Below are 25967 nucleotides of genomic sequence, written 5' to 3' on the forward strand. Positions count from 1 at the left end.
TTTAAAATTTATCAACATTAATAATGGTACCATTTTTAAGTGTAATGTGTGTTTTGCAGTTAAGTTTCCATTTATCGTGATTACTAATCACAATTAAACTCCAAGGTTGAGAAGTATTACTTAAAAAAGCGATTATTTTTTCAGCTTCGACCTTATGGAATTGATCTAAAGGATTTTCAAGAATTAACATTTTTGGTTTTTTTACAATAGCTCTTGCCAAAACAATTTTTTTAGAAACTGTGTATGGAATTTGTTTTCCTTCAGGTTTTATTACTGTATTTAATCCTTTGGGTTGTTGTTTTAAAAAATCAATCAATTCTAAATTTTCAAAAACTTTAAAAATTGTTTTATCGCTAATATCTTTATTTCCAAAAGTGATGTTTTCTCTAATTGTACCTTCAAAAGGAGTTTCTTCAGAGAGTGATAATCCTAATTTTGCACGATATTCATTAATATACAAGCTTTCAATTGAAAGGTTATTAATAAAAATATGTCCAGAGCTAGGTAAAATTAACCCTGAAATTAAATGCAGTAAGCTTGATTTTCCAGAACCACTTTCACCATTAACTAAAATTCTATCTTTTGGATTAATGGTGAAAGAAATACCTTTAAGAATGGGTTCATTTCGATCTTCGTTAGTATAAATTAAATCTTGAAGTTCTACAGTTAAATCAGCATCTTTTTCAATAATCTCTCCTTTTTGAGCTTCAATAGGCTTATCAACAATTTGACCTAATTTTTCTATTGAAGTTAGTACGTCGTATAAAGATTCTAAGCCTAATATTAGTTTTTCAACAGAGCTAATAACTAAAATAATTATAATTTCAGCAGCAACAAATTGACCAATATTCATACGTTGTTCAAGTACTAAAAACCCTCCAATAATTAATAAACCAGCAGTAATTAACACTTTAAAACCAATCATTTGTGCAACCTGTATGATTAATATTTTAAAATGATTTTCACGAGCATCTATATAATCATTAACAAGCTCGTCGGTTTTTTGAAGCGCTAAACTAGTTTTTCCAGAAAGTTTAAAGCTAATTACAGCTCTTGATACTTCTTGTAACCAATGCGCTACTTTGTATTTGTTTTTAGATTCGCTTAAGCTTGTAATTAATCCTTTTTGTGCAGTATATTTAAATATAATGAATATTAATAGTAATAATAAAAAACCAAAAAAGATAAAAAATGCGTGATAGAATGATAATAAAATTAATGCAAATATAATTTGTAATAATGCAGATGGCACGTCAATTAAGATTTTTGATAATCCTTTTTGAATTGTTAACGTATCAAAAAAACGATTGGCTAATTCTGGTAGGTAATAATTATTTAATTCGCTTGTTTTTATCTTAGGAAAACGGTAACTGAATTCAAAAGAAGCTCTTGTAAAGATACGTTGTTGAATGGTTTCAATAATACGCATTTGCATGAGTTTTAAAACACCTGTAAAAGCAACACCTGTGGTAACTAATACAATTAAAACTATCCAAGAAGCAGATATTACAGCACTTTGTAGTAAATTAATAATGGCTTGAATTCCCAAAGGTAATGATAATGCTACAAGACCTTCAAAAACAGCATAATACCCAATCTGAAAAACATCTTTACGCTCTAATTCTAGTAATTTCATAAAGCGTTTCCAAGGTGTCCAAGTTTTATTCTCCATCAGATAGTGTTTTTAATATTAAATTGGTAAAAAAATGAGTAGGTGTTGTTTTGTTATCACAATTTGTAATAGACTTAAAATGGACTTTTAAAAACTGCTGGTGTAATGCTCCCTCTATAATTGTACTTGCCAAACTTAAAGGGTATTCATAAGTAGTATTATATGCTTTAATAATTTCGGAAAGCCTTTGTACAACACGTTTATAAGATATAAAATAACCTTCACTATTTTCTATATCAACATCTTTCGTTAAGAAGGATTTTGAGCTTTCATTTATCATAATTAAATTAAGTAAAACTTCATTTATATGACTGTATTTACCATCTTCTTCAGTAGTTCTAGTAACTATCTCAATAGCTTTGTACAATTTTTCTTTTGTGTTGTTAACGCTATAGGTTTCAATTACAAGTTGATATTCTATCCAGCTCCAGTACCAAGAAGTAAGGTAGGTTAAAAGGTTGTGTTTACTTTCAAAGTACCTGTAAATAGAACTTTCATTAGAATTGATGAGTTGTCCTAGTTTTTTGAAATTAAAATCTTCAAAACCAATATCTTCAATTAAAACAATACTGTTTTGTATAATTTTTTTGCCTAATGAAGAAGATTCAGGATCTTTTAAATAAATACCTTGCGGTATTTCTATTTTAATATTTGACAGTAATCTATCCATATTTAAATATTTTGTTCGCAAATATAATAGTATTACTATTAAAATAAAAAATAAAAAATAAAAATTTTATAAACCTTAATTCATTTGAGTAAAAAAAGAAATAGAATAATCAATTTAAAATTAAGTATAAAAAAATTAAAATATGTAAATAATAGTAAATAATTTAACGTGAATGCTATGTTTGAATTTATGATAAAAATGAAATTTAAAATAGTAAAAAAACTAATTAAATAGAGACAAAAAATAGTTACATAAAGTTTTATAAAGCACTACAATTAAATTTTGTTATAAAATTTAATTTATATGAGCTTTTTATTTTACGAATATTATAAAATAATATGTAAAAGAAATTAAATATATTATATTTCAAAAATTAAAATTAGAACAACAATAAACAGGATGTCAAATACTAAAATAGGATTGGGTTTAGCGGCTTTAGGCAGGCCAGAATACATCAATATAAACGATGGGTGTTCACAAGATAAATCTCAAGAGGCTTTCATGAAAAATGCTTTAAATGTTCTTGATTTTGCCTACGAAAAAGGAATACGTTATTTTGATACAGCGCCATCTTATGGGAAAGGTGAACAATTTTTAATAAATTGGAATACTAATTATAAGCACGCAGATGTTACCTTAAGTACTAAATGGGGATACACTTATGTGGCTGATTGGGAATTAGGTTTTAGTGGTGCTCATGAGGTAAAAGAGCATTCTTTATCTAAACTTATAGCGCAGTGGGAAATCTCAAAAAAACTTTTACCAGCATTAAAAATATATCAAGTCCATTCTGCAACATTTGAAAGTGGAATATTGGAAAATAAAGATGTTTTAAATAAGCTTTACGAACTAAAAAAACAAACAGGCTTACAAATTGGAATTACCTCTAGTGGTGCTAATCAAATTGCAATTATTGATGCTGCATTAAAAATTAAGATTAAAAATGAGGATTTGTTTGATAGTTACCAAGTAACATATAATATCTTAGAACAATCAACTCATGTTATTTTAAAACAATTAATTGAGCAACAAAAAACAGTAATTATTAAGGAAGGCTTAGCGAATGGTAGGCTATTTAAAAATGAAAAATTCACTCATTATCAAGAAGTTTATGGTGCTTTAGATACATTAGCTAAAAAATATAATGTTGGAGCAGATGCAATTGTACTTAGGTTTATAATGGATTATTTAGAACCAACTTATGTGCTTAGCGGAGCATTAAGCAAAGAACATCTTGCTCAAAATTTAAAAGCTCAAAACTTTAAGCTAGAAGCAAAAGAATTGGAATTGCTTGCGTCTTTTAAAACGATGCCTGACGCATACTGGGAAGAAAGAAATAAGTTACCTTGGAGTTAATTTATGTAACACACAAAACGTTAAAGAGGTTTTAATAATTAGCCAATTTATGTACTTATTTATATAATTTTTGAACCTACTTAAAAAGATTATTTAGTATTTTATTAACATCTATTTATGGTTTTTTTAATATTAATTCAATTATTATGTTAATATATTTGCAAAATAATAAATTATTAGGCTTTTGAAAATTAGAATTACTATTTTTTTTTCTATCATATTTATAGCAACAATTGCTATACCTACCGTTATAGGTCTTTCAATTAAAAATACAGATGTTTCTGTTTTTTTAAATTTGGAAGAAAATGAGCATGAAAAAGAAAAAGGTGAGGAACTAAATTCAAAAGAAATAAAAAAAATCACTTCATATACTACAAGTGAATTTAGTGAAAACGATAAAAAAGAAAAATGTATGAGTTTTTATACTAAAAACTACATTTCTCAATATCCAAAAATTCTTACACAACCTCCCGAGTTTTTGGTATAATTACTTATTTCAAAATTAATAATTAGTATCAAAATTAAACTCAAAACTCTAAACACTTCTGTTTAGGGTAAAATTTATTTATATATGTTAAAAAATCTTAAAAGCGATTTTCCTGCAAGTATAGTAGTGTTTTTTGTAGCACTACCTTTATGTTTAGGAATAGCATTAGCAAGTGGAGCTCCATTATTTTCTGGTGTAATATCTGGAATTATTGGAGGAATAGTAGTTGGAGCCTTAAGTGGCTCTAAATTAGGGGTAAGTGGCCCTGCAGCAGGTTTAGCTGCAATTGTATTAACAGCAATAGGTTCATTAGGAGGGTATGAAAACTTTTTAGTAGCCTTAGTTTTAGGTGGAATTATACAAGTGGTTTTTGGTGTTTTAAAAGCCGGAGTAATAGGATATTATTTTCCTTCATCTGTAATTAAAGGAATGTTAACAGGTATTGGAATTATTATTATTCTAAAACAGATTCCTCATTTTTTTGGTTACGATATTGAGCCAATTGGAGCCGATAGTTTTATTGAAGCTTCTGGAGAAAACACATTCTCTGCTATTTTTCAGATTATAAATAATATCACAACAGGGTCTTTAGTTGTTGGTGTAATTGCATTGCTAGTTATTTTGTTATGGGATAATGTATTAGCTAAAAAAGCAAAGTTCTTTACAGTTATTCAAGGGCCATTAGTAGCTGTAGTGTTAGGAATTGTTTATTACTTAGTAACTAAATCTAATGAGGTATTAGCTATATCTAAATCTCATTTAGTTAGTGTGCCAATACCTAAAGATGCCGCTTCATTTATCAATCAATTTAGTTTTCCGAACTTTTCTGCAATTACAAATCCAGATGTATGGGTTGTAGCATTTACAATTGCGTTAGTTGCAAGTTTAGAAACACTTTTATGTGTAGAGGCAACAGATAAAATTGACCCTAATAAAAATGTAACCCCTACAAACAGAGAGTTACTGGCGCAAGGAACAGGTAATGTAGTTTCTGGTTTAATTGGTGGTTTGCCAATAACGCAAGTTATTGTTAGAAGCTCTGCAAATATTCAATCTGGTGGTAAAACTAAAATGTCTGCAATTTTACACGGTATACTATTATTAATTTCTGTGATTTTAATACCAGACTTATTAAATAAAATTCCACTTTCTGTATTAGCTTCAGTTCTTATAATTGTGGGATACAAGTTAGCTAAACCAGTATTGTTTAAGCAAATGTACAAATTAGGGTGGAAACAGTTTGTACCTTTTATTGTTACAGTTGTTGGTATTGTTTTTACCGATTTACTAGTTGGTATTAGCTTAGGGTTATTTGTTGGAATTGTAGTTATTTTATTAAAAAGCTACCAAAATTCACACTTCTTACATATTGAAGATAAAAGTAATGGTAAGCACAAAATTAAAATGACTTTAGCTGAAGAAGTTACTTTTTTTAACAAAGGAGCTATTTTAAAAGAATTAGATCGTTTACCACATGAAACACAATTAGAAATAAACCTACTTAAAACCAGGTATTTAGATAATGATATTATAGAGATTCTGGAAGATTTTATTTTCAAAGCCAAAGAAAGAAATATTGATCTTAAGCTAGTTTCAAAAAGAGGTATTGTTGAGAACCCGACTAGTTTTATTGAATTTTTTAATAACAATCCGAAATCAAGTTTAAGCCTAAATTAAAAAATATATGAAACATATAAATAACGCCATAGATAAAAATACACAAACTAAATTAACTAGTGAAAGTGTATTAGAAGATTTATTAGACGGAAATACTCGTTTTGTAGAAAATAAAATAAATACTGTAGCAACAAATACGTTGGTTAAACAAACGGTTAATGGTCAATACCCAAAAGCAATTGTGTTATCTTGTATAGACTCTAGAGTACCTGTTGAAACAATATTTGATCAAACAATTGGAGATATATTTGTAGCTAGAGTTGCAGGTAATTTTGAAAATACCGATATTATTGGAAGTATGGAATATGCTTGTAAAGTTGCAGGAAGTAAATTAATATTTGTGCTTGGACATGAAAGCTGTGGGGCAATAAAAGCAGCTTGTGATCGTATAGAATTAGGTAATATTACAGCATTAGTTGAAAATATAAAGCCTGCTGTAAATGCATCTGAATCTGAAGTTGTAGGTCCGTATGATTCATCAAATATGGAGTTTGTAAACAAAACAATAGAAAACAACGTAAAGTTAACCATCAACAGAATTTTAACGAAAAGTCCTATTCTAAAAGAAATGGAAGAAAATGGAGAAATTAAAATTATGGGTGGTATATACAAATTATCAGATGGAAAAGTAGCTGTTTGCTAAGTAGTTTTTCAAAAACAAAAGCGTACGACTGCTGATTTTCGTCAGTAATTGTGCGCTTTTATTATGCTTAAAAAAATACCAAAGCTTTTCTAATTTCCGAGAACGGTATTGTTACATTTGCAAAAAACATTTTTTATGTCAAAACACTTTTCAGATTTAGGAATTAATAGTCAACTTAAAGAAGGATTAACAGCATTGCAAATTTCTGTACCAACTGATATTCAAGAAAAAACAATTCCAGTTATCTTAAATCAAAAAGAAGATGTGGTTGCTTTGGCAAAAACTGGAACAGGTAAAACTGCTGCCTTTGGATTGCCTTTATTACAACTTATAGATATTGAAAAAACTACAATACAAGCAGTAATATTAGCTCCTACAAGAGAATTAGGGCAACAAATTCATGCTAATTTAGTAGCTTACGCTAAACATATGCCAGCTATTTCAATAGCATCGGTTTGTGGTGGAATTCCAATTAAACCTCAAATAGAAACTTTAAAAAGTACTACGCATATTGTTGTAGCAACTCCAGGACGTTTGGCAGATTTAATTGAAAGAAAAGCGGTGGATATTACAAATATTACTTACTTTATTTTAGATGAAGCTGATGAAATGGTGAGTGCTTTAAAAGAAGGTTTAGACAGTATTATTAAAGAAATACCAAAATCCAGAAGAACTTTATTATTTACAGCTACCATGCCAGGAACCATTAAACAATTGGTTCAAAATTATATGTCTAAACATGTAGTTCAAATTGAAGCCGATATGGAAACTGTTGGGCATAAAGGCATAGATCATCAATATGTGGTGGTAGAACCTATTGAGAAATTAGAGGTTTTAATGCATTTCTTAAATTCTAAGGAAGGGCAACGTGGTATTATTTTTTGTAAAACAAAAGCTGCTGTTAATAAATTAGCTAAGAATTTAGCCATTAATAAATTTTCGTCTGGAGCTATTCACGGAAGTTTATCACAAGGTATTCGTGACCGTATTATGGGGCAATTTAGAGAAGGTTATATTGATATTTTAGTAGCAACAGATTTAGCAGCTCGTGGTATTGATATTAAAGAGATTTCTTATGTTGTAAATTATCATTTACCTGATACTTACGATACGTATGTACACAGAAGTGGGCGTACAGCAAGAGCAGGAGCAAAGGGGCTTTCATTAACTATTCTTCAACAAGAAGAAGTTGCCGAAATTGCAGAATTTGAATCGGCTTTAGGTATTGTTTTTAAAGAATTCAAAAAAGCCGATGCTCAAAGTATTGAAGAAAACAACGCTTTATTATGGGCGAAAAAAATATTTAAAACCAAACCAAATCGTACTATTTCTGAAGAATTCAGAAAACAAGTCCGTACGATATTTCATCACTTAACTAAAGAAGAGTTGATTGAAAAAGTATTGGCAAACCATATAGCTCAAACAAGTTTAGGAACTCCAAAATTAGAAGGTTCTAAAAAGAAAAAAGGTAAAAAATAACAGCTAATATTACATATAAAATATATTTAAATTAAGTAGAAAGTTACTATTATTTTGTGATAACACTTTATAATACAATTTTTTATAACCATTATAAAAAACATGCATAAAGATCACAAAGAAACCATTTCTTCAGAAGAAATAGATAATTGTATTTCAATTTTAGAAAAATTAGTTACCGATACAAATCAAATATTTGAGATTCCTAAAGAAAAAAGAACCGCATTATTAAAAGCTTCAGGAATGCTTTCACGCCCTAGTAGAGAAGAATTTTCTCGTAGGAAAAAAGACGGGAAAAAAGCAGCTAAACGCAAAATAGCTGCAAGAGATAGAGTAGCTCGTAAGGAAACAGGTATTAGAAGTGCTCGTGAAGCTGATGTGTTTGAAGCACCTAAACTTTTAGCAGCATCTGATTTAGCCGCTAAAGAGCAATTAGAATTAGAATCGCCTAGAAATTGTTATGTATGTAAAACAGTATTTACAAAATTGCATCATTTCTACGATACCATGTGTACAGAATGTGGTGATTATAATTATGCTAAACGTTTTCAGAATGCAGATGTAAAAGGGCAAGTTGCTATTATAACAGGTTCTCGTTTAAAAATTGGGTATCATATTACATTAATGTTATTACGTGGTGGTGCCACAGTAATTGCTACAACCCGTTTCCCTGTAGATTCAGCTTTACGATTTTCAAAAGAAGCTGATTTTATGGAGTGGGGGCATAACTTAAAAATTCACGGATTGGATTTACGACACATACCAAGTGTTGAGATTTTCTGTAATTTTATTGAGCAAAAATACGATCGATTGGATATCTTAATTAATAATGCAGCGCAAACAGTAAGACGTCCGGCAGGATTTTATTCTCACTTAATGGAAAACGAGGAGAAACCTTTAGAATCCTTACCTAAATTTGCACGCGATTTATTAACCGATCACACAGGTTGTTTAGATGAGTTAAAAGTATTGACTTCAGGCGCTTCCTCAAACAAAAATATGCCGGTAACTTGGCACGGGCCAGAACCCGGAATTGGTTTAAGAGCTTCGGCTAAATTATCTCAAATTCCTTATAGTTTTGACAATACATTGGTTGCCAAAGAAGTATTTCCTGAAGGAGAATTAGATGCGGATTTACAACAAGTAGATTTAAGAAAAACAAACAGTTGGCGTTTAAAACTTGGAGAAATTGAAACTACTGAAATGATTGAAGTTCAATTGGTAAATTCAGTAGCACCATTTGTATTATGTAATCGTCTTTCTGAAATTATGAAAAAAGACAATACAGGTAAAAAACATATTATCAATGTTTCAGCTATGGAAGGGAAGTTTCACCGGTTTTTTAAAGAAAGTCGTCATCCACATACAAATATGGCAAAAGCAGCACTAAATATGTTAACGCATACTTCGGCACGTGCTTTAGCTAAAGATGGTATTTATATGAATGCAGTTGATACCGGTTGGGTTACAGATGAAGATCCTGCGGAATTAGCTAAGAAAAAACAAGAGTTACATGATTTTCAACCACCTTTAGACATTGTTGATGGAGCTGCACGTGTAATGGATCCGTTGTTTGATGGTATCAATACAGGGAAACATTGGTGTGGAAAATTCCTAAAAGATTACAAACCAATTGATTGGTAATCTAAATATTAACGTGATTAATTAATCAATTTCTAATTTTCAATTAATCGCTTTTTAATTAGAATTAACTGTCATTCCCGTGAAAACTGGAATTTATATGTAAATATTTTTTATACCGGTTAATTACCTAATTGATTTGGAAAATCATCGAATTTTATAACGAAACTCCAGTTTATTCAAAAGTATAGCGTTGTTCTTCAGTTGAAGATGCTTTTAGTAATTCGTTAAATATTTTTATGGTATTAAAATTTCGGGTGATTTCTTCAGATACAGCAATTCCAGAAACACTTGTTTCTAATATAGCCGTAACATCTTCTGTAGTTATGCATCCAAAACCAATAATTGGTGTCTCGGTATTTAAGGCTTCAGTAATTAAAGTATAACCTTTTAACCCTAAAACTGTATTTGAATTGTCTTTAGTTGTAGCTATTCTAAAAGGGCCTAAGCTTATATAATCTACATCTTTAGCAATATATGTTTCACAGTCTTTTAAGGTGTTTGCGGTTCCTCCAATAAGTTGCCAAGTATATAAATGTTTACGGGCAATAATAGGGCAGGTGTCTATTTTTCCTAATTGTATGCCGTCTGCTTTAATTTCTTTAGCAATTTTATAATGATCGTTAATGATCAATCTAGTTTGAAAATGGGCGGTAATTTCTCTAGCTTCATTGGCGAACTTTAAAAATTTCTTTTCTGAACTATTTTTTAAATTTAATTGAACTAATTCTGCTCCGGCAGTACACGCTTTTTGTATGTTTTCTAAATGTTCTTTTGGAGCGTTTCCTTGAGATATATAATGTAGTTTAGGTATGGTCATTTCTTTGTTTTTTGTTGTTGGAAATAGATTTCTCACTTCAAACTAGCAACAAAAATACGAATGTTTAATTATCCAAATGCTTAAAGTAACGTTTTATACAAAAAAGCTGCTTCTACACGATTCATGAAATTGACAATATTTTGTGTACTAATCTAATTTACAACAGATTACTAACGTTTCGCTACCAATAATTCTGTAATTGTAATGCCTAGTTTAGATTATTCTGTTGCTAAAAACTGGGAACTGAACTTCACTGGACAATCCTTTTTTGAATTTGAAGATTCTCAGACTTTAGCGAACATTCTTTTTGTGAGATTGCGTTGGATTTTTTGAGTTTATAATAATATGTAATTACAACTTATAAATAGCATAATACAAATTCAGGGTGAAAATCCCAGTTTAAATTACTGACTATCAATAAAAAAAATCTGTAAATGACCAATATCATTTTGGTTTTGATAAGTGGTTCTTAAATTTAAATAAATGTGAATCATTTAAAAATTTTACATATAATTTTTTAACAACTATAAAATATTAATAATTATGTTACAAACAGAAATATTCAACAAAAATGTAGAAGCTTACGAAGCTTGGTATGATAATTACCCAGAAGTTTTTAAATCGGAGGTAGCAGCAATTAAAGAGCAACTATTAAAACTGCCTGAAAATATTTATGGAATTGAAGTTGGTTTAGGTACAGGCAGATTCTCTAAAGCTTTAGGAATTAAAGAGGGTATAGAGCCTTCTGAAGAAATGGCGAAAAAAGCCATGAAAAGAGGTGTTGAAATTATGAAAGGTGTTGCAGAAAAACTACCGTATAGTGATTATCATTTCGACTTTTTACTTTTTGTAACCATCTGTCATCTGGACAATTTAAAAGCAGCATTAACTGAATCTCATAGGGTTTTAAAGCGAGGAGGATCTATAATTATAGCTTTTTTAGACAAAGAACAAACTATAGCACGGCAATACGAAGAGAAAAGGTATCGAAGCACTTTTTTTGAAAAAGCAACCTATTATTCAGTTGAAAAGGTAAAAGAAATACTTAAAGATGCTCAATTCAAAGATCTAGAATTTAATCAAACACTATTTGGTGAGTTAGATACTATTAAAAAAATTCAAACACCAAAAGAAGGATATGGTGAAGGTTCTTTTGTAGTTGTTAAGGCTGTAAAAAAATAAACATGTTATTATTGTTTTGAAATTAAATCGCTATTATATAGTTGTTTAGATTAGTTTACAGGTTTTGTAATCTTTGAAGTAATAATTATAATTTACTATAAAAAAGGCATCTTTTAGATAAGATGCAACTAGAACATTTGGGGTTTTTAGACACACAAACTTTTGCGCCGAAATCCAAAATTCGCCAGTTGATTTTTTTAATAGCAGTGTGATTCACAAGTCTTTTTGATAATTCTTGTAAATATGGGTCTAATCTTATATTTGATTTTTGTCTAGGACCAAAGTATCTTTCTAAAACTCTCGCCACATTAACATCTAAAAGAGGTTTGGGTTTTTTAAAATAAAAGCTCAATGGCATTTGAAATATAGTATCCTATGGTAGGTAGTTTTTCAATTTCCTTACGGTTTTTTGGAAATCGGCCATGATTAGTTGCCGATTTCTTTCTCCAAGGAAAATATCTACCATTTTCTTGATACCATTTCAATATTTTATCTTGAAATTCTATTATTCTTTTATTTGAAATTTCAGTAGACCTATACAAAGTGACTATAATAGAAAAAATTAAAGCGGATGTTTAGAAATAAAAGACTTCTGGCATATTTAGGATTAAATGTTAATATGCCTTGTTCATTGTTTTTTATGATTTTATATTTAGAAGTTCACGTGCTCTTATTTTTTAAATAAAAGTTAGCGAATAAACACGTATTAAACTGACTGATAAAAGGAGGGAAGTTCAATGTGTATAGAATGATAAACATGTAAACCTCCCAGTGGTCTGGGAAATTGTAAAATTAAAAATAAATTTAATAATTAATTTTTAGCATCTTGATTTGAAGTGTCTTCATGTGTTTTAGATTTTGAACTAAATAAACCTGAAAAAACAATTAAAAAATCTTCAAAAGCAGCATATTTCAAGAGTTGAGCATGTATATTTATAAAGTTTTTTTCATTTTCAATCTTTTCCTTTATAAGATCTTTTTCTATATTTAAGCCTTTAACAGTAGGTTCTTGAGTTATCTCAATATCTAGTAATGGCAATACAAACCTAATAAATAGATTGGTTAATAAAGGTTTTCCAGATATTTTCATTTTGAACAATAATATACCAATCACAAATAAATATAAAAGTGAAATAATTAAAAAGCCCATATATTTACTTTCAAATAAGGTGTTTAAAAAATCAGCCAATACAATTGATCCAAAAACAATAACAATCATAAGTAAGGTTGAAATGATGAAAACAGAAGCCAGCACTCCTAAAAATGTAGCCAATCTTTTTGATTGTCGTATTCCGAAAAGAGTTAAATAATTATAAACTAAATTCTGACTATCAGTAGTAATATTTTTAATATTATTCTTCAGATTTTCCATATTTTGAATTTAGATTTAATAAAAGTGTATTTAACTTTTCTTTCAAACTATTAGCGTCTTCAGTATCTATATTTTCAAGCTGTTCAATAGCTTTCGCTATCGCCTTTAATTTACTTGATATTGGTTTTTCTTCATCATTTTTACTCCAAATATAAGCTCCAAGAGCCAACCCTGCAATTCCACCTGCAATTCCTGCTATAATTAGTTTTGTATCTTCACTTTTTAATTTCATATTTTGTTTATACTTAATTATTATACATTAGTAAATTTAGTTATTCTAAAATTTTGTGAATAGTTTCTAAAAGTAATTCTTTATTAATTGGTTTCACTATATAATCATTACAGCCAGCTTCAATTGCTTTTTCTTTGTCTCCTTGCATTGCATAAGCAGTTTGCGCTATAATAAGCAAATCTTTGTTGAACTTTCTTATTTCTTTTGTAGCATCATATCCATTCATTACAGGCATTTTAATATCCATCAAAACCAAATCAATTTCTTGATTGTTTTTACAGTATTCAATTGCCTCAACACCATTTTCAACGGTGTTAATTTTTTTAAAATCATCTTCTAAAATTGTTTCTAAAAAATAAGAGCTTACAACATCATCTTCAACAATAAGTAAATTTAAATGTTCAATTTTAGAAGTAATGTTTTCAGTGTAATCAAATTGTTTTTCCATTTCAATGTTTTTTTTATTATGAAGTACTGTAAATTTAAATGTAGAACCAATGCCTTCAGTAGATTCAACTGAAATTTCTCCTCCAAGCATATTGGTATAAGCCTTTGATATTGCCAGTCCTAAACCTGAGCCTTCAAACACGTTAGCGTCTTCAATATCAGCTTGCTCAAAACGATTAAATATAGCTTGCAACCTATTTTTAGGGATGCCAATTCCTGAATCTTTTACAAAAAACTCTATAAAATTTTGCTTAAATATATAGCCCAATGTTATAGATCCTTCGTTGGTATATTTAATTGCATTTTTAATAAGGTTTGTTAGTATTCCATGTAATTTATGACTATCAGTATTTATAGATAAATTTTCTTTTGAAATTGAAGGTTCTAATTTCAATGTTAAACCTTTGCGTCTTGCTTCAGGTAAAAAGAAAGTATAAAGTTCTTCAATTAAAGTGTTTATAGGAGTTTCAGCAATAGAAATAATAACTTCACCTGCTTCAATTTTCGAAATATCAATAATATCGTTGATAGTATTTAATAAACGATCACCACTTTTGTTTATAATGGCTGAATATTCACTAATTTGAGACTGACTTAAATTAGGTTTGTTAAGCAAATTTATAAAACCTAAAATTCCATTCATAGGAGTTCGTATTTCGTGACTCATATTAGAAAGAAATGCACTCTTAAGCCGATCGCTTTCCAATGCTTTTTCCAAAGCAATAGTCAGTTTTTCTTCAGTCTTTTTTTGTTCAGTTATATCTTGAAATATTCCTGTTAATTTTAGGGGTTTTCCATTCCATAGGGTTACTTCTGCTGTAGCACGTATATTAATGATACGACCTTTATTAGTCTTAACGAGAAGTTCAAGATCAAATCCTTTTCCTTTCTCTATTGCGGTGTGCACAGCTTCAGATATGATTACTTGATATTCTGGCAAGTAAAATTTAATGGCATCATCAACTGTACAGGTAAACTCTTCTGGGGATGTATCGTGAATACGATATGTCTCAGCCGTCCAAAATAGTTTATTGTTCGAAAGGTCTAATTCCCATCCGCCAACTTTAGCAATTGATTGTGAGGCTTCGAGTAGTTTAGCGCTTTGATTATGTTTTAATTGTACTTTTTTATACCCTGTGATATCAGAGGCTATGGCTGTTACAATTCCATGTTTATCTGCTTTTGTACTGTGCCAAGCCAACCATTTATAGGAACCATCTTTACATAAATAGCGGTTTTCAAAAAAAGATGTTTTATTACCATTCATTTGCTCTATGACTTGATCTGCTGTTTGTTGGATGTCATCAGGGTAAATAAATTCTATAAGTGGTTTTGATTTAAATTCTTCAATAGAATAACCTAATATTCTAGTTACTGCTTGGTTAACATCTACAAAATAACCTGTTTTTATATTTGCTTTAGCAATAATACTAGGTGAAATATCAAAAGTGTTTTTTAGTTTTTCTTCGGCTTGTTTTCTTAATGCGGTTTCCCAAGCAAGATCAGCTAAACGTTGAGCAATTTTAATATCACTTTCGTTATAATCTGTTTTTTTATTTCCAACACCAAGAACAGCAACAATTTGGTTTCCTCTAATTACTGGAACAACTAATTCACGTATAACGGGAGCATGCCCTTCAGGAAGCCCTTTTTTATGTGTTAAATTTACGTAGTCATTATGAATTACAGGTTTACGCTCTTTGATACAATCAACCCAAACTCCAGCTTTAGAAATAGGGTAATGGTGGTTAACATCAGGTGATTTATTACACATGGTGTTTATTGTGTTTGAAGACCATGTTTGCAGTGAAATAGATTCTTGATCTTCTTCAATATAATGGTAAAACCCAATGGTACTTTTGGTAAGTTCTTCAGCTTCATCTAAAAATTTCTGAAGTAATTCTTCTTCTGAATGGTTAACGGCGTATTCAAATAATTTTAATTCAATATCTAGAATTTTTTCTTCGAGCTTTCTTTCTGAAATATCTACATGAGTTCCCACCATTCTAATGGCTTTGCCTTTATCATTAAAAACAGCTTCAGCACGAGAATGAACATCAACCCAATGCCCGTTCTTATGCTTCATTTGAAATTTAATTTCGAAACGATTACCCTGCTTATCTATTACTTCTTGTAGCATTTCCCAAGATCGCTCAACATCTTTTGGGTTTGTTAATTTTTCCCATATAGAAAAATCATTAGGGAGTTCATCGTCAGTATAACCCAATATACTTTTCCATCCTGGTGAATAGTATATTTCGTTTGTTTCTAGGTTCCAGTCGAAAATACCATCTTTGGTTACGGCCATAGCCAATTCAAATCTTTCTTTACTTTCTTGAAGTTGCTTTTCTGATAGTTTTTGTTCGGTAAGTAATCTGGATTGTTGTATAGTACTGTAACTTAGGTTTGAAATAAGTTTCGCAAGTTTAGAGTAGAATTTCATACCAGCATTAACGGCTTCTTTACTAAAACGTGGTGCTTTGTTAAGTGCTGTGATATATTCTTTTTCATTAAATCCGTATTTTTTGGCTTGCTCTTTAAAAAAGTCGATATCAGGTTCTTCATCTTGTAAAAAGTACTGCCCCATAAAAACATTTCCAACATGCTTTTCCCCAATTATAATAGGAGTAACAATATCCCACATATTATTTTTACAGCGGTATGCCTTAAATGTGCCTTCAGGAACCCCTTTAGTGAGTTTAGTATCACTTTCTATACAGTTTTTAAGTGTTTCTTTATTACATCTATGGAATTTTGTACAGATATCTTGCCAACCTACAGCTACTAATACTTTTCCAGATATATCTAATACAGCTCCTAACATTCCAGTGAGTTGATAAAAATCATTCATAATGGATTGGAGTACTTCTACATCAATAATGTCAGAAAGTTCAAGCATTCCCATATCACCTTTATATTCAGTAATAGCTTTTAGTTTATTTTGAATAGTGGCTTCACTTTGCTTTAAAGCTTCTTGAGCTTCATTTTTTTCATTTATTACACAATTAGTTAGTTGGAGTTCTGTATCAATAAACTGATTGATTTCTATTGCGCTATATTTTGTTTTTTTTTGAGAAGAGGTTGCTAAAGATTCTTCTAATTCAGAAACTTTAGACTCTAATTGGTTAATTTTAATTAGAAGTTCTTCTTTTGTTAGACTAGAGTTATGTTTCATAAGTTCATTCTTTAGAAGAAATATTAATACAACAATATACAAATTTTTGATGAATTTAAAGTAAAGATAATTTCTATACTAAAGCATATAATTTAAGGAATAGTAAGTTTAATTCGCTATTTAAACCTTAGATCCCAAGATACTCCTAAAGAATAGATCCAAAAGAAATTTCCTTCATCAAAAGAAATTTCTTGGTGCGTAATTCCAGCTTGTGCTCCCCAAGCATTTTTACGATTATTTGATGTGAAATAATATCCAAACCTAATGCGTTGCGATTCAAAAGTTACTTTTTCATTTCCAGTATTTCCGTCATTAAATTGTTCGTAATCATCAGGTGAGTAACCCATAGAACCTGAAACTCCAAAATAATTATCTGCATCACTACGGTACAATCTGTAAGTTAGCGCTCCAGAAACACTAGTACCAGTATCCCCAGGTGTAACGTAAGGTCTTAATGAAAAATAACTGTTCCCTGTATACCAACCCAAAGACCCTGTAAAAATATTAGTGGTTGAACTAAATTTTAACGTTCTAATACCTAAAGAAACTTCTAAACTATGAGGTAGCGATTTGTATAACTCTGCTCCAAATCTAAATTTTGGAAACAAATACGAACTTGAAAATCCGAAGTTTACATAAGCGTATAAGCCTTCCATTATTCTTGGGTATAAATCAACCTCAAACTGTAAGCCGTTGTCTTGAAATCTTCTATTATAATTAACCTTGGCTATAAAACTTCCGTATTTAGTTTGCCTACCGTAATCTAAAGTATAATACTGCATTGGATCAAATACTTCATTATATAAATCAATATTATACGTAAATCCTATAGAGTTAAAACGTAATGTTTGCAATAAACTCTCTTTATAATCAACTGCTTTTTTGTTGTTTGGATTTGTTGCTAAAATTGCATCTACAGTAATTAATGCTTCTTTTGGGTTTCTTGAATTTGCTTCAGATTTGGCTTTTAATAATAAAAGTTCTTCATCCTTCGGAAAATAAGTCAATGCTTCTTTAGCCATTTTTAATGCTGAAAAAGGGGCTTCAGACCATAATTCATTATTTATAGCAGCCACCCAAGTAGTTTGCCTGTCTGTATCTTTTTGTAAAACATACTTAAATTCTTTGCGTGCACCATCATAATTTCCGTCCCAAGAATACGTGCTGCCCAAAAATGCTCGAATATCATGATAATCGGGATATTTTGTTAGTAATAACAACAATGTGTCTTGAGCTTGTTTACGTTGCCCATTAAAAGCCATTTTTCTAGCTGTTTCAAAAGCAACATCGGGATCGCCATTAAACGTTTTTTGCTGAGAAAAAACACTATTATTAATAAGTATAAGAACTATTGCAATTATTTTAAAAACAGATTTAAACATACTATTTTAGGGATTTATTAAAGGTTATATACTCTATGTTATCTGGATAAATTTTCACCAAGCTATCCATAATTTGTTTAGCCTCATCATTGCTGTCCATTCGTGTATAAGCTTTAGCTAGTTTAAAACTTATGTCACTATTTTCTAATTTATTATCAAAGGCTTTTTGTGTAATTTCAATTGATTTTTCATGCTGATTAGACCACCAATATAAATCTAATAAGGCTAAATAACTATCATAATAAAAAGGAGATCTTTTAACTACGCTTAGCAATTCTTTTTCAGCTTCTTCAAACTTTTCATCCCAAGCTAAAGTTCTTCCTTTAAGTGTCCGTGCATCAGCATGGTTTGGTAATTCATTTAAAATATAATTACACAACAATCTTGCTTTAATATAATCTTTATTAAAGGCCGTTTCTTTGGCTAAATTAAAACATTCATCAAAATTTAAATTGCGTGTTAGTTTTCTAATTATTTGAAGTTCTCCTTCTGAAAACTCAATAACTGAATTTCTATAAATATTCAATGAATCAGGGAATATTCTGTTTTTTTGAATAACATACCGATTCAGTTTTTTAAATTCCAGTAAAGAATCAGAGATACTTTTAATGAGTTCTTTTTCTATAACTTTATTAATTCCGAAGTTTTCATTTATTTGATACAATGCACCATCAGAAAGCATATAGTCGTTGTAAATATAGTCGTTTATACTTCCTTTGTATCGCATTAAAGGTATTTTATGAATATTTCTAAACTCTTTCACTGTATCTAAACCTTCGCTTAACCAAGCAGTTTTTTCTAATTTATTAAACGAATAATTGTTCATTAAAAATGAAAGTAGAGTAGGTGTTACATCTAAATGAGAAGATATCGATTTCACTGATTTTGTTTTATTTAATAATGGACTGTAAATTAAAAAAGGCACATGAAATCTACACAATTTATCTTTTTGATTGATGGGAATTAATCTATGATCGCCCGTTATTACAAAAATGGTGTTAGCAAATTCTGGACGTTTTTTATAATTAGTTATGAAGTTTTTTATTGCCGTATCTGTGTATAAAATACTTGCAAAAATAGCTTCGTATGATTTTACTTCATCTTTAAAATCAGTTGAACTATTTTTAGCATTTAAAATACTGTCAACCTTAATATTAAAAATTTCTTTTGAAGGAAAATCAAAAGGTTCGTGGTTTGTTAAGGTCATTATAATATCTAACCTTGGTTGTTTTTCAGGGTTCAAGACGGATGCTACTTTTTTGAAAATTTCAGCATCAGGATATCCCCAAGAAAACCCGCCAGCATTGGCCTTTGTTTTCTCAAAATCTGGACCAAATTTTTCTTCATCAATTATTACATCTATGTTATTGTATTCTAAAAAGTTGATTTTTCTGTCAAAACTTGAAGGATCTCCAGTGTAAAACGAAGTAGTGTAGCCATTTGCCTTTAAAACACTAATTAATGAGATATATGAAGGTGTTTTTTGCAAATCCATAAATCCCTTTTCTCCATAAGGAAGTGATGCAAATAAAGATGGCAAAACGCCAAAAGTTCTTCCTGCGTTACTTACAAAATTTTCCCAGTATAATGATTGTGGAATTAAAGAATCTAAAAAAGGAGTAAAGCCACTGTATTCGTTTTTCCCAACAAATTCAGCACCCAAGCCTTCCACAATAATAAATACGATATTTGGTTTTTCTTCTTTAATGTTAAAAAAGGGTGCCAAAACATCGTTTGTTTCAGAAAACGGTTTTAAAAGAGGAAAGCTATTTTTATTAGATAAATCGTATGAATTTAGTTGATATTGTTCGTGTTTGTATTTTGCAATATCGGAAGCTAAAAAATATAATTTATTTTGATATACAGCTTCTGAAGATTGAGACAGTACTAATTTAAGTCCGCCAAAAATTAACATCAAAATAAATAAACTAGCAACTAAAGATCTGCTTGAAATATACTTTGTAAAAACTTTATTAAGCGCAAAAAGAATGGATACAGCTAAGATAAAAGGAATAAAATAAAGAACCGACATTGATTCGGATGAAGATACAGTGAGCGTAATATCATCAAATGAATACCCTAACAAATCAGCACCTAAATTAAGTAAAGTAGTTGTGCTATATTTTACCAATGCAAATTGAATTAATACTACTAATCCCAATAAAATTTGAATAATTAATTGGTTGTGTTTTTTAATAAAGATGCTTAAAAACCAATGCAGTGGAAATAGTAAAAGTCCAATTAATAAACCTGCCCAAAAATCATTTAAGAATTTGTATAAAATTACAACTCCAATTTCTGGTACTTTAATACCTTTTAAAATTGTTGTAAAAATTTCAAATAAACTTATAAAACAAAAAGTTACAATTAATGCAGTTATTAGGTAAGCATAATTTATTAATTGTTTTGTTGAATACTTGATTTTCATAAGTTTAATAATTAATTATGATTCGGTTTTAGATAATCCTTTCCTTGTCATTTCTCCCCATTTTATTTTTTTATTAAAATAATAATCTATATTTCCTTTAATTGCGGCGTATAAAATAAAAGGATGCAACACAAAAGGCTCTAATAATGTTACCAATAATAATTTAAATCCTGTTCCTTTTTTAGTGTATTGGTGATAGGTTAGTTCTTCGGAATAGATGGCTATGATTGTAAACATAATTGTGAATAAATAAGCAGAGACAAAAAAGGCAAACGCATAATCCCATTTTACATTATCAAGAGCAATTAAAACAGCAAAATAAAGCATTCCAATTACTTCAATAATTGGTGCCAATCGTTCATAAAAAAACCAATAAGGATAACTTAATATTCCTAACAATTTATATTTAGGGTTGAAACCAATTTTTCTGTGTTTTTTTAGAACTTCAATAGTACCTCTAGTCCATCTATTTCTTTGAGAAATTAAAATTTTATAATTATCGGGAGCTTCAGTCCAACAAAGCGGATCTGGGATATAAGCCACTCTATATTTTATGTTTTCTTCTTCCATTCGCCTTCTCATTCGTACAATAATTTCCATATCCTCACCAACCGTGTTGGTGTCATAACCTCCAACATCAATCGCTATTTTTTTGTCGAACATGCCAAAAGCACCTGAAATAACTAGCAAACCATTTAAACGGCTCCAAGCCATTCTTCCTAATAAAAACGAACGTAAATATTCTAGAATTTGAGCAATTTCAATAAACTTATTTGGTAAGTTAATGTTTATTAATTTACCTTCTTTTATTTCACAAGCATTGGCAATTCTAATGACTCCTCCTGATGCAATTACTTTTACATCAGTTAATTCTAAAAAAGGTTTTATCATTTTTTGAAGCGCATCTTCAAGCAATAAACAATCTACATCTATACAGGCAACATATTTACTTTGACTTATGTTTAAACCACAATTTAAGGCATCAGCTTTTCCACCATTTTCTTTATCTACAACAATTAATTTTTCAAATGCTGGATTTGTAGATTTAAAAACACCAGCTCTAAGTGGTTTTGTAGGGACTTGATAATTGATTAAATAATTTACATTTACTAAATCGTAGGCTTTAATTAATTTTTCTAAGCTATCATCCTTACTGCCATCATTTACAATAATTACATCGTAGTTTACATAATGACTAGAAAGCAAGGACCTTACATTTTCAATAATATTTAAACTTTCATTATAAGCGGGTGCTATGATTGAAATTGAAGGAGAAACAGTAGAGGAGAGGATCTCATTATAGTTTACAAAACTGTTTCTTTTTAGATACTGACTAGATTCTATTGCTGAAATAAATGATAAAAATATATAAGAAAAAACAACAGAAAACGCATATATAAAAAACAATATATGTATAATAAGTAAAATGATTCTTACGGTACTACTATCCATACTTAATTGTGTTCAATAAATTCAATAATTCGCTTTGCATCTGTGTTATTTTTTGCTATTTCTAAGTAATTAAATTTATCAGGATTTATATCTTTCAAAATTTTTAATGCAGCTAATTTTATTTTAAAATTAGGATGTGAAATGTTTTCTATGACGAAGTCTTCATCGCTATTTTCAGCAACATTTTCAAGGAGTTTAAAAAAAGCAATTTGTTCGCTTTCAGAGCTTTGATGAAAATTCGATTTTAAATATGTTTTGCATTCCGTATCGTAGAAATAGGTTAAAACATTAATGGTTTGCACTTTAAGTTCTTTATTGTCATGTCTTAGTAATTCTAAAAGTGTTTCTTTTGACTCGAACTGATTGTAAACTTTTGCCAGTTTTAATGCAAATTCAACAACTGAAATATTGGTTGATTTCAACCAAATTGTAATATCTGTTATTTCTTGATTGTCAAACTTTTGAAGAATTTCTAGCAACTGAATTTGATTCCATTCCGATAATTGATATTCTAAATCATTCAGAAATTTTAACCCTTTAAATTGAAATAAATTAACCAAATATAACTGCGCTTGGTTTCTTACTTCTTTATGTGGATGCTTTATTAGTTTTTCAATTTCTTTATAAACATGTTTAACTTCAAACTGTGTTAATTCGTAAATTCCTGAAGCTATAATTTCCCATTTACGAGCTTTTAATTTTTGCAGCGAATAATCTATTAATCCAGTTTCAGTATATAATTTATAAATAGCGGTAGCTACTTCTCCTGAAATATCGTTTACTAATTTAGTCATAACAGCAACAAGAATGTTTCTGTTAAATTCAATTGAAATATCTTTTTTCATTTTATTGATAAATTCACGTTGCTCTGTGCTAATTTCATCAATATTATCACCAGCATATAAGTAATTTATCAAATGCTCTTCATATATTTCTTGGTATTTTATACGTTTTATTTCGTTTCTTCTTAAGTTGATTCTTAATATTTTTAAATAAGCTATAAGTCCTAAAATAAGTGTAAATAAAGCAATGCTAATAACCCATACAACTTTAACAAGTGTGGGTAATTGGTTAAAATACTCTAAAATATTTTGGTAATCATTCATCTAATTGTTTTCAATTATTTTATTTATGAACTTAATAGTCTTTTTACTCTAATAACCAGTTCATTTGGGCTAAATGGTTTTCCCATAAAATCGTTAGCGCCTAGGTTAAAGGCTTTTAACACCATTTCTTCTTGTCCCGCTGCTGAAAAAACAATGATTGGAACCTTCATTTCCAACTTATTTCGAACGTGGCTAATTACTTCTAGGCCACTAATATAAGGCATCATGATGTCTGATAATATCAATTCAGGTGTGTGCTCTTCAATTAATTCTATTGCCTGTTTTCCGTCTGCAGCAATAAATAAATCATAACCTTCTTTTTGCAATCTAAACTTCAATAATAAAGAAAGTGTTGAGTTATCTTCAGCCAAAACTATTTTTTTCTTGTTACTCATTTATGATTGTTTTAAGTTCAGTTTGTAATTCAACTTTTACAGAATTTAGAATTTCTCTACAAGATGTTACAAGGTCATCTATATCATCTAATTTTTCTTTGTGTCGGAACCTATCAGTTAAATCTTGTATGATAGGATTTAGTTTAGAAATTCCAAACATACTTACACTAGGTTTTATTTTATGAGTTGCTCCGTGTAATAAATCCCAGTTTTTTTCTTCTAATCCTAAATCTAAAACAATTAAAAAATCATTTAAATCTTTTAAAAATTGTTCTATTAATAATTTTAATATTTCACTTTCATTTAACGATTCTTCTTTTAAATAGCTGAGGTCTGTAAATGTTTCGTTATCTAAAATTTCTTTTTTTTCTTCAACTATCTGATAATCATTTTCAGTAGTATTGTTTTTCACTCCTCCATACTTTAGCAATATTGAAAATAAATCGTTTGTTTTAAAAGGTTTAAAAATATAATCATTCATACCAACATCTAAGGCTCTTTGAATATCACTTTTTGAAGTATAAGCCGTCATTGCTATAATTGGAATTTTAGAAGTTTCTTCAGAAAGATCATTTTTAATAATTTTTGTTGCCTCGTAACCATCCATTACAGGCATTTGAATATCCATTAAAATAAGATCATACATGTTGTACTGAACCTTTTTAACGCCTTCAATCCCGTTATTAGCTATTGCTATTGTACAACCCCATCGTTCTAACCTAGTTTTTGCCAATATTTGATTTGTTTTATTATCCTCAACTAATAATATTTTTAAATCAAGTTTTTCTCCTTTAATAGTATTTTTATTAATTTCTGTAGAAGCGGTAATTATATGGTCTTTTTTAAATGATAGATTTAAATTAAAAACGCTTCCTTTTCCAAACTTACTCTTTACATTAATGTCTCCATTTAAAAGTTTTACTAATTTTTTTACAATGGCCAACCCTAAGCCAGTACCACCGTATATTCTTGATGTATCACTTTTTGCCTGAGTAAAAGCGCCAAAAACGGTATTTATTTTATTTGAAACGATTCCAATACCTGTATCTAATACTTCAAAATGAATTTTTGCATTTTCTGAAGACTCTTCAATAAGTTTGATAGTTACTGTAACCGAACCTTTATTGGTGAATTTAATAGCGTTTCCAATTAAATTCAATAAAATTTGACTAAATCTGGTTGGGTCACCAAAAACTTGTACGGGAATATTTGGATTGATAATTAAATTTAATGCAATGTTTTTTTCATCAGCTCTAATTTTCATTAGTTTCACTATCTCATAAATATTTTTATGAAGATTAAATGAAATATTTTCTATATTAAGTTTGTTAGAGTCTAATTTGGCAAGATCTAATACGTTGTTTATTAAAGAGTTTAAAATTTCACCTGAATTTTTCATGGTTTCTAAATGCTGTCTTTGTTCAACACTTAGTTTAGTCTCTAACAACAAATCGGTAAAACCTATAACAGCATTTAATGGTGTTCTAATTTCATGGCTCATATTTGCTAAAAACTCATCTTTAACTTTTAATGACTTTTCTGCAGTTTCTTTAGCTTTTTTTAATTCACCTTGTTCCGTAACTCTATTGGTTATATCTGTACCAATAGAAATATAAGTATCGTTTACACCTTTAGATAATTGCCATTCTATCCATTTAAAATCTCCACTTTTTGTTCTTATTTTTCGTTTAGAAATATCTGTGAAATCTTTAGTATGCAAAAAAACATAGTTGTTAATCGCTTTTTTTATTTTTAGAGCCAAGTTCGGATCGTCATACGTAACTTTCCACCAATTATCGCCTAAAATTTCTTCAACAGTATATCCAAGCATTTTTTCAACCGAAGGTGTAGCAAAAATAACATTCCCATTTCTGTCACTTACAAAAATCATCGAATCAACACTATTAATAATGGTATCTGATTGAATTTTTATTTCCTCGGTTTTTTTCCAGTCTGAAATATCAACACCTACAGAAACATAAGTGCTGTCTTCAGCAAGTGAGTCTCTCCATTCAATCCATTTATAACTTCCATCTTTACATTTTAACTTTCTTTCATAGGGTTTGGTACTAATATTTGTTTTTCCTGAAATTACACTATTAACTTTTTCTTTATAGGATAAACCATCTTCCTTTGAAAAAAAAGTGCTATTCCACCAATTTTTACCGGTTAAATTTTCGAGACTATATCCTGTGATTTTTTCAGTTGCTGCTGATACATAATTTATATTTCCTTTTATATCACAAGCAATTACTATTAAATTTATTTGGTTTAATAATAACTCTGAAAATTTTAATTTTTCTACATTTATATTCTTCACTAAACTTAAATTTTAATTAAAACTTAAAGTA

At 29.2% G+C, this 25967-nt stretch carries 20 protein-coding genes; 7 read left to right on the top strand and 13 right to left on the bottom strand.

All coding sequences use genetic code 11. From position 1 onward, the window contains the following. Position 1 precedes the first annotated feature (1 nt). Complete coding sequence (locus tag CHB67_RS02205) at positions 2–1672, bottom strand: peptidase domain-containing ABC transporter (RefSeq protein WP_089380096.1); 1671 nt, start codon at positions 1670–1672, stop codon at positions 2–4. Next, complete coding sequence (locus CHB67_RS02210; protein WP_089380097.1) at positions 1662–2342, bottom strand: TetR/AcrR family transcriptional regulator; 681 nt, start codon at positions 2340–2342, stop codon at positions 1662–1664. Before CHB67_RS02210 ends, CHB67_RS02205 begins: the two co-directional genes overlap by 11 nt. 399 nt (positions 2343–2741) lie before the next feature. On the opposite strand from CHB67_RS02210, the gene CHB67_RS02215 reads away from it, so the two are divergent. The 6 genes from CHB67_RS02215 (at position 2742) to CHB67_RS02240 (ending at position 9628) form a co-directional block, all read left to right on the top strand. Further along, positions 2742–3698: an aldo/keto reductase gene (locus CHB67_RS02215; RefSeq protein ID WP_089380098.1), complete on the top strand. Its 957-nt coding sequence runs from the start codon at positions 2742–2744 to the stop codon at positions 3696–3698. A gap of 184 nt (positions 3699–3882) precedes the next feature. Next, positions 3883–4185: a hypothetical protein gene (locus tag CHB67_RS02220; protein ID WP_089380099.1), complete on the top strand. Its 303-nt coding sequence runs from the start codon at positions 3883–3885 to the stop codon at positions 4183–4185. A gap of 84 nt (positions 4186–4269) precedes the next feature. After that, a complete protein-coding gene (locus CHB67_RS02225; protein ID WP_089380100.1) occupies positions 4270–5862 on the top strand; it encodes a SulP family inorganic anion transporter in 1593 nt (530 codons plus the stop codon). Between the two features lie 7 nt (positions 5863–5869). After that, positions 5870–6505: a carbonic anhydrase family protein gene (locus tag CHB67_RS02230; protein WP_089380101.1), complete on the top strand. Its 636-nt coding sequence runs from the start codon at positions 5870–5872 to the stop codon at positions 6503–6505. Positions 6506–6640: 135 nt separating this feature from the next. Beyond that, positions 6641–7984 (top strand): DEAD/DEAH box helicase, encoded by a 1344-nt coding sequence (locus CHB67_RS02235; RefSeq protein ID WP_089380102.1) that lies wholly within the window; start codon positions 6641–6643, stop codon positions 7982–7984. A 102-nt stretch (positions 7985–8086) separates the two neighbouring features. Continuing rightward, positions 8087–9628, top strand: coding sequence for an SDR family NAD(P)-dependent oxidoreductase (locus CHB67_RS02240; protein WP_089380103.1), 1542 nt, complete (start codon positions 8087–8089; stop codon positions 9626–9628). A 172-nt stretch (positions 9629–9800) separates the two neighbouring features. On the opposite strand, the gene CHB67_RS02245 is transcribed toward CHB67_RS02240, so the two are convergent. After that, positions 9801–10445 (bottom strand): thiamine phosphate synthase, encoded by a 645-nt coding sequence (locus CHB67_RS02245; protein ID WP_089380215.1) that lies wholly within the window; start codon positions 10443–10445, stop codon positions 9801–9803. Positions 10446–10988: 543 nt separating this feature from the next. On the opposite strand from CHB67_RS02245, the gene CHB67_RS02250 reads away from it, so the two are divergent. Continuing rightward, the gene (locus tag CHB67_RS02250) at positions 10989–11627 is read left to right on the top strand and encodes a class I SAM-dependent methyltransferase (RefSeq protein ID WP_089380104.1); all 639 of its coding nucleotides are present in this window, start codon (positions 10989–10991) and stop codon (positions 11625–11627) included. A gap of 335 nt (positions 11628–11962) precedes the next feature. Here the strand turns inward: CHB67_RS02250 and CHB67_RS17120 are convergent, their stop codons facing one another. The 10 genes from CHB67_RS17120 to CHB67_RS02300 form a co-directional block, all read right to left on the bottom strand. Beyond that, complete coding sequence (locus CHB67_RS17120; protein WP_176461190.1) at positions 11963–12112, bottom strand: hypothetical protein; 150 nt, start codon at positions 12110–12112, stop codon at positions 11963–11965. Between the two features lie 326 nt (positions 12113–12438). Beyond that, positions 12439–12999 (bottom strand): hypothetical protein, encoded by a 561-nt coding sequence (locus CHB67_RS02260; RefSeq protein WP_089380106.1) that lies wholly within the window; start codon positions 12997–12999, stop codon positions 12439–12441. Then, positions 12980–13231 carry a hypothetical protein gene (locus tag CHB67_RS02265; protein ID WP_089380107.1) on the bottom strand — a complete coding sequence of 84 codons (252 nt, stop codon included), beginning with the start codon at positions 13229–13231 and terminating at the stop codon, positions 12980–12982. Before CHB67_RS02265 ends, CHB67_RS02260 begins: the two co-directional genes overlap by 20 nt. Before the next feature lie 40 nt (positions 13232–13271). Then, complete coding sequence (locus tag CHB67_RS02270) at positions 13272–16853, bottom strand: PocR ligand-binding domain-containing protein (protein WP_089380108.1); 3582 nt, start codon at positions 16851–16853, stop codon at positions 13272–13274. Between the two features lie 116 nt (positions 16854–16969). Further along, positions 16970–18235: a YaiO family outer membrane beta-barrel protein gene (locus CHB67_RS02275; protein WP_089380109.1), complete on the bottom strand. Its 1266-nt coding sequence runs from the start codon at positions 18233–18235 to the stop codon at positions 16970–16972. A 1-nt stretch (position 18236) separates the two neighbouring features. Beyond that, on the bottom strand, positions 18237–20663 hold the full coding sequence (locus CHB67_RS02280; RefSeq protein WP_089380110.1) for an LTA synthase family protein: 2427 nt from the start codon (positions 20661–20663) through the stop codon (positions 18237–18239). Positions 20664–20678: 15 nt separating this feature from the next. Then, positions 20679–22115 (bottom strand): glycosyltransferase family 2 protein, encoded by a 1437-nt coding sequence (locus CHB67_RS02285; protein ID WP_089380111.1) that lies wholly within the window; start codon positions 22113–22115, stop codon positions 20679–20681. Between the two features lie 2 nt (positions 22116–22117). Then, positions 22118–23221, bottom strand: a complete 1104-nt coding sequence (locus CHB67_RS02290; protein WP_089380112.1) for a hypothetical protein — start codon at positions 23219–23221, stop codon at positions 22118–22120. A gap of 23 nt (positions 23222–23244) precedes the next feature. Beyond that, the gene (locus CHB67_RS02295) at positions 23245–23616 is read right to left on the bottom strand and encodes a response regulator transcription factor (RefSeq protein WP_089380113.1); all 372 of its coding nucleotides are present in this window, start codon (positions 23614–23616) and stop codon (positions 23245–23247) included. Next, entirely contained in the window at positions 23609–25936 is a 2328-nt protein-coding gene (locus tag CHB67_RS02300; RefSeq protein WP_089380114.1) for a PAS domain S-box protein, read from the bottom strand. The genes CHB67_RS02295 and CHB67_RS02300 overlap by 8 nt, the downstream gene beginning before the upstream one ends. Between the last annotated feature and the right edge of the window lie 31 nt (positions 25937–25967).

Origin of the sequence: Lutibacter agarilyticus (assembly GCF_900188235.1) — a bacterium.
Taxonomy (GTDB): Bacteria; Bacteroidota; Bacteroidia; order Flavobacteriales; family Flavobacteriaceae; genus Lutibacter; species Lutibacter agarilyticus.